This window comes from Actinomyces sp. ICM39, from assembly GCF_000282935.1.
Taxonomy (GTDB): Bacteria; Actinomycetota; Actinomycetes; order Actinomycetales; family Actinomycetaceae; genus Pauljensenia; species Pauljensenia odontolytica_B.
In genome coordinates, this window is sequence record NZ_ALCB01000138.1 from 1 (window position 1) to 4,091 (window position 4,091).

Genomic DNA, 4,091 nt, shown 5'->3' on the forward strand with positions numbered 1-4,091 from the left:
CCCGAAGCGCCGCAGCGCCTCGGGCCCCTCACGTGTGTCAGTGGCTCACAGGTTGAGCTGGATGTTGCGGCCGGGGACGGCCTCGATCAGCTCGCGCGTGTAGTCCTGGACCGGGTTGTTGAACAGCTCGTCCGTCGAGTTGGCCTCGACGAGCTTGCCCTTCTCCATAACGATCACGTCGTCGGCGATCTGGCGGACAACGGCCAAGTCGTGCGTGATGAACAGGTAGGACAGGCCCAGCTGCGCCTGCAGGTCGTTGAGCAGGTACAGGATCTGGTTCTGCACCAGCACGTCGAGGGCGGACACGGCCTCGTCCAGGACGATGACCTCCGGGTTGAGCGCGAGGGCGCGGGCCACGGCCACGCGCTGGCGCTGGCCGCCGGAGAGCTCGTTCGGGTAGCGGCGCATGGCGCTACGCGGCAGGGCCACCATGTCGAGCAGCTCGGAAGCGCGCGCGATGCGCAGCTTCTTCGGGTTGAACTCGCGCTTCTCGGCGGCCGTCAGCGAACGCTTCGCCTCCGCGGCCTCGACGAGGACGCGCATCCACTCCTCGGGCTCGCGGCCCGTGGCCTCGGCGCGCTTGATTTCGGCGCGCGCGTACTCCAGGGTGCCGTAGCCGTGGATCTTCAGGGGTTCCTCGATCAGTCGGTAGATCGAGAACATGGGATCCAGCGAACCGTAGGGGTTCTGGAACACGGCCTGGAGGCGGCGACGCAGGCGGAAGAGCTCCGCCTCGCTCATCTGCGAGGTGTCCTCACCGTCAAAGTAGACCTTGCCCTTGGTGGGCTTGAGGAGCTGGAGCACCATGTTCGCGGCGGTGGACTTGCCGGAGCCGGACTCACCGACGACCGCGAGGGTCGTGCCGCGACGCAGCTCGAAGGACACGTCGTCGACGGCCAGGAAGGTGTCCTGGCCCTTCTTGGCGCCGCGGATGTCGAATTCCTTGGTGAGGTTTTCGACGCGGATGATGGCGTCCGTGGAGGTCGAACCCTTGCCGGCGCCGACGAGCTCCTCGTCGGTGACCTTGATGCCCTGCTTGTGGGCGGACTCGATGCGCGCCGAGGCCAGGGAGGGCGCGGCGGACACGAGGCGCTTCGTGTAGGGGTGCTGGGGGTGCTGGAGGATCTCCAGGGCGGGGCCGGATTCGACGATGCGGCCGCGGTGCATGACGACGAGCTGCTCGGCGCGCTCGGCGGCCAGGCCGAGGTCGTGCGTAATGAACAGGACGGCGGTGCCCATCTCGGAGGTGAGCTTGCCGAGGTGGTCGAGGATGCGGCGCTGGACGGTGACGTCCAGGGCGGAGGTCGGCTCGTCGGCGATCAGCAGCTTGGGGTGCGCGGCCATGCCGATGGCGATGAGGGCGCGCTGGCGCATGCCGCCGGAGAACTCGTGCGGGTACTGCTTGGCGCGGCGTTCCGCGTCGGGCAGGCCGGCTTCCTCGAGGAGGGCGGTGACGCGCTGGCCGGCCTCGGAGCGGGGCACGACGTTGTTCGCGAGGAGGGCCTCCTTGACCTGCTTGCCCACGCGGAGCACGGGGTTGAGGTTACTCATCGGGTCCTGGGGGACGAGGCCGATGCCGGATCCGCGCAGCTCCACCCACTGCTTGTTGGTCAGGTGGGTGATGTCGCGGCCGTCGAACTCGATCTTTCCGCCCGCGACCTTGCCGGTGCCGGGCAGCAGGCCGATGACGGCGGCGGCGGTCGTGGACTTACCGGAGCCGGACTCGCCGACGATGGCGACGGTCTGGCCGGGGTAGATCGTCAGGTTCGCGCCGCGCACGGCGGGGACGACGCCGGTCGAGGAGGTAAAGGTTACCTCCAGGTCCGTGATCTTGAGCAGGGGCTGCGCGTCGTCCGGGTGGATGTCGGACGAGGCCGGGGCCGCGCTGGGGGCGACGGCTCGTTCGACGATCTCTTCCATCTCCTTCTCGGAGAGCTGGGGGGTGTTCGTTTCGCTCACTTGCGTGCCTTCGGGTCGAGGGCTTCGCGCACGGCGTCGCCCATCATGATGAAGCTGAGGACGGTTAGGGCCAGGGCCGCGCCCGGGTAGAACAGGACCATGGGGTTGGTGCGCAGGGACGTCTGAGCGGACGAGATGTCAGCACCCCAGGAGACGACCGACGTCGGCAGGCCGATGCCCATGAAGGACAGGGAGGCCTCGGACACGATGAAGGTGCCCAGCGCGACGGTCGCGTACACGATGATCGGGGCCATCGAGTTCGGGATGATGTGGCTCAGCAGGATGCGCGCGCGGGAAGCGCCGGTCGCGCGGGCCGCGGTTACGAACTCTTCGTTCTTGGCGGACAGGACCGAACCGCGGGTGATGCGCGCGATGGAGGTCCAGCCGAACATGGACAGGACGATGACGACCATCATGATGGAGCGCGAGCCCTTGAACATCTGCATGAACACGATCGCGGCGAGGAGCAGCGGGATCGCGAAGAATACGTCGGTGACGCGCGAGAGGAGGGCGTCGAACCAGCCGCCGAAGTAGCCGGCGAGTGCGCCGACGGTGCCGCCGATTAGCACGACCGCGATGGTCGTGAGGATGCCGACGGACACGGATGCGCGGGCGCCGTAGACGACGCGGGCGTAGATGTCGCAGCCCTGCTTGTCGAAGCCGAAGGGGTGTCCGGCGGAGGGGCCAGCCAGCGACGAGGAGAGCTCGCAGAACTTCGGGTCGGTCGCGGTGAAGAGCGACGGGAAGAGCGCGAGGAGCGCGGCGAGCGTGATAATGAACGCGGCGATCCAGAAGGTCGGGCGGCGGCGCAGGCGCTTCCAGGCCTCGCCCCACATGGACGAGGGGGCACCCTCGTCGGCGACCGCGTCGACGGCGCCGAGGCCGGTTTCGTCGATGTCGGAGACGTAGTGGTCCTGGCCCGCGCGGGTGCGGGTGATGTTGGCGGAAGGAATCTGGTCACTCATAGCGGATCCTCGGGTCGAGCACGGCGTACAGGAGGTCGACGATTAGGTTCGCGATGATGTAGACCAGCACGAGCACTGTTGTCACCGACACGACGGTCTGGGGTTCGCCCTTGATGATGGCGTTCCACAGGGTGCCGCCGACGCCGTGGATGTTGAAGATACCCTCGGTGATGATCGCGCCGCCCATGAGGGCGCCGAGGTCGCCGCCGATGAACGTGGCGACGGGGATGAGGGAGTTGCGCAGGATGTGGCGCGTCATGACGACGCCGCCGGAGAGGCCCTTGGCGCGCGCGGTGCGCACGTAGTCCGCAGAGACGTTCTCGGAGACGGACTGGCGGGTCAGTCGGATGACGTAGGCCAGGGAGACACCGCCGAGCACCATGGCTGGCATGGTGAGGCTCTTAATGTCGACGGAGGCCGAGGCCGTGGTCGGCAGGATCGCGAGCTGAACGCCCAGGACGTACTGGAGGACGAAGCCGAGCACGAAGGTGGGGACCGAGATCAGCAGGAGGGAGACCACGAGGATGGTGGAGTCAAACCACTTGCCGCGGCGCATGCCCGCGATGACGCCCAGGCTGATGCCCAGGATGGTCTCGATGGCGAGGGCGTAGATGGCGAGCTTCGCGGTCGTCGGGAAGGCGGTCGCCATGATGGACGTAACCTTCTGGCCGTTGAACGCGGTGCCGAAGTCGAGTGTGAAGACTCCCTTGAGGTACAGCAGGTACTGCATCCAGAAGGGCTTGTCCAGGTTGTACTGGGCGCGGATCTGCGCGGCGGCGGCCTCGGAGAGGCCGCGGTCGCCACCGAGTGCGGCGACGGGGTCACCTGGCATCAGGTAGACCATCGCGAAGATCAGAAAGGTGGCTCCGAAGAAGACCGGGATGGTCTGGAGGAGTCGCCGTCCGATGTAGCGGAGCATGGACAATCCTTTAGTGTTCGTGTCGTGGGAGGGGAGGTTCCGATCCCTGGCGGTGCCTCGCGGGCGAGGCCGACTATGGTCCCATCATAGGGTAAAGAATGGGCAAATGGCGCATCGGTCTCTGAATTTGTCTGCCGTATCAAACCCGCGGTGCTGTTTTGAGATGAAAGTGTGTTCCGCGTCAATGCGGGTGCGCAGTGCGTCGCTGAGCTGCGTTGATGTGTGTGGCGCTGTCGAAAAGAGATGTG

Annotated in this window: 3 protein-coding genes; all 3 read right to left on the bottom strand. The window is 66.8% G+C overall.

The window, feature by feature from the left end; translation table 11 throughout:
• Positions 1–45 precede the first annotated feature (45 nt).
• Genes HMPREF1137_RS08880 through HMPREF1137_RS08890 form a run of 3 tightly spaced genes read right to left on the bottom strand, consistent with a single transcriptional unit; the run spans position 46 to position 3,843 of the window.
• Positions 46–1,959 carry a dipeptide ABC transporter ATP-binding protein gene (locus HMPREF1137_RS08880; RefSeq protein WP_009054565.1) on the bottom strand — a complete coding sequence of 638 codons (1,914 nt, stop codon included), beginning with the start codon at positions 1,957–1,959 and terminating at the stop codon, positions 46–48.
• Complete coding sequence (locus HMPREF1137_RS08885; protein ID WP_009054569.1) at positions 1,956–2,924, bottom strand: ABC transporter permease; 969 nt, start codon at positions 2,922–2,924, stop codon at positions 1,956–1,958. The genes HMPREF1137_RS08880 and HMPREF1137_RS08885 overlap by 4 nt, the downstream gene beginning before the upstream one ends.
• Positions 2,917–3,843: an ABC transporter permease gene (locus HMPREF1137_RS08890; protein WP_009054567.1), complete on the bottom strand. Its 927-nt coding sequence runs from the start codon at positions 3,841–3,843 to the stop codon at positions 2,917–2,919. The genes HMPREF1137_RS08885 and HMPREF1137_RS08890 overlap by 8 nt, the downstream gene beginning before the upstream one ends.
• Positions 3,844–4,091: the final 248 nt, after the last annotated feature.

Coding starts and splice junctions, on each gene's coding strand:
- HMPREF1137_RS08885 (WP_009054569.1), bottom strand. CDS start 2,924: ATGAGTGACCAGATTCCTTCCGCCAACATCACCCGCACCCGCGCGGGC.
- HMPREF1137_RS08890 (WP_009054567.1), bottom strand. CDS start 3,843: ATGCTCCGCTACATCGGACGGCGACTCCTCCAGACCATCCCGGTCTTC.